The sequence below is a fragment of the Aeromonas piscicola genome, assembly GCF_000820005.1.
Lineage (GTDB): Bacteria > Pseudomonadota > Gammaproteobacteria > Enterobacterales > Aeromonadaceae > Aeromonas > Aeromonas piscicola.
The window spans coordinates 1-2,054 of the sequence record NZ_CDBL01000031.1 but is presented as its reverse complement, the minus strand read 5'-3'; the positions used below and the strand labels follow the sequence as shown (position 1 = coordinate 2,054).

Sequence of the window (2,054 nt, the reverse complement as noted above, 5' to 3'; positions counted from 1 at the left end):
TGTGGCGGTGATGGCAACGGCGATGCCGAAGTACGACACACTGTCACCGTGCACGTCTCGACTAACAGTGACGGCCAGGTTGGCGGCGAAATCAGCCCATCTGAACCACAAATTGTCCTCCATGGAAAAGCCGCCACGGTAAGTGTTCAGGCTATGAGTGGCTTCCTGCCTTTCATTTCTGGATGCGATGGTGCTCTGAGAGATTCGACCTATACCACGGGGCCCGTCACGGAAAAATGCGACATCACCGCCCGGTTCGAACCTGTGCCGCCCCCTGGACCTTCTTACACCGTCTCTACCGAAGTGTTAGGTAAAGGCCACTTGGCGCCAGGCTCCCTGACCCTTGAAGAAGGTGCAACCGGCTCCCTGAACGTGACGCCCGATGAAGGCTACACAATTAGGGCGGTTACAGGCTGCGGTGGTTCCCTGTCAGGAAACACCTACACGACAGGAATGATGATCGGTGATTGTACTGTCACGGCAAAGTTCGACGACGTTGCTGCTTCTCAACCGCCTATATCGTCTTATACCGTCTCGACCTATGTCAGTGGTGAGGGTGGCCATTTATCACCCCGCAGCTTGGTGGCCAAGGCAGGAGCGATCGCTTTATTGGCTGTTCACCTTGATGAAGGATATGACATCGCCAGTGTTACTGGCTGTGGGGGGTCACTTGACGGCATCCTCTACACTACCGGTGTTATGACAGCGGACTGCTCTGTGACCGCCTTTTTCAAGCCAAAATCCAAACCAACCTACACGGTAACCGCAGATGTTGATGGTGAAGGTGGCATTATTTCCCCTCCCACACTTTCGCTGGAAGAGGGCGCCACTGGCTCGCTCACGGTGACACCGGATGACTCGCACAAGATTGCTGATGTAACCGGCTGTGGCGGTACCCTCACCGGCGACACCTACACGACAGGCGCCATGACGAATAACTGCGCTGTGACTGCCCGTTTCGAGCCCAAGTCCGATTCAACTCACGAAGTGACGACCAGTATTGATGGCAAAGGTGGCACCATTACACCAAGTTCATTATCCGTTGAGGAAGGAACCACCGCATCGTTCACCATTGTTCCAGATGAACACCACGTTATCGATACCGTTGAAGGCTGCGATGGAACCTTAACGGGGAATACGTATACCACCAGTGCGGTGACGGACAGTTGCGTCATCACCGCCAACTTTATTACAAACGTTGAAAATGCAATTCGCCATGAAGACCATACCCTCGCGTCTGACGTTGAGTTTATTGAGTATGCTCGAGATACCGCGATTGACACGCATGACATGCGTAACAACTTATTGACTACCCTGTACACGGGCGTGGGTAAGTTCACTTGGATTGATCCCAATGAATCCGTTAAGTTTAAAATTACAAACTCATTAGCATACAATATTTTGCCCACCAATCAATTATGGGACAATTCCATTCTTGACCCTTGGGATATAAATGGCCTGGTAGTGGCAACAGAGGAGGGGATGGGAAAAAAGGTTGCGATGTCATCGAGTATGTTCTCGGGTGACAGTACCACACCCGATACGGATACCTTGCTGAAAAACATCATTTCCTGGCTGACAAAGGATAATGACAAGGCAACAACGCTGTCTATCGTTACTGCGCAAGTGCCTAGCGCAAGTGATGCTTATTATGCCCCGCAAAATGAAGGGATCCGCACTTGGCTTAATGAGTACTTTGCAGATGCACATACCATCAATGCAGAAAAAACATGTGATTATGACCAGCTAATGGGTTGTATCGATCAGTACAAACCTGATTTGATTATTCTTGGCTCAAATGACCCTAGAAATGGTGGATACCAAGGTATTAGTGATGCAGTATCAAAAGCTGAAAAATTAGGTATTCCCCTTCTGCTTATTAACTCACAACAAGAGCCAAGCTCCATGTTGTTGCCCCTGTACGAGAGTATGGGTGTAATTGCTACATCGAATCGCTGGGGCAGACAGGATGCAGTGGACGTCACACTGGACACCCTGCTGCCGGACCTTGATTATAATGGGCTGCTTAATTTGTTTGGTACATTGCGGGACAA

At 50.2% G+C, this 2,054-nt stretch carries 1 protein-coding gene; it reads left to right on the top strand.

Annotated elements, in window-relative coordinates; all coding sequences use genetic code 11:
• Positions 1-153 precede the first annotated feature (153 nt).
• On the top strand, positions 154-2,054 hold a 1,901-nt coding region (locus BN1128_RS25840; RefSeq protein ID WP_420864919.1), incomplete at its 3' end, for an InlB B-repeat-containing protein.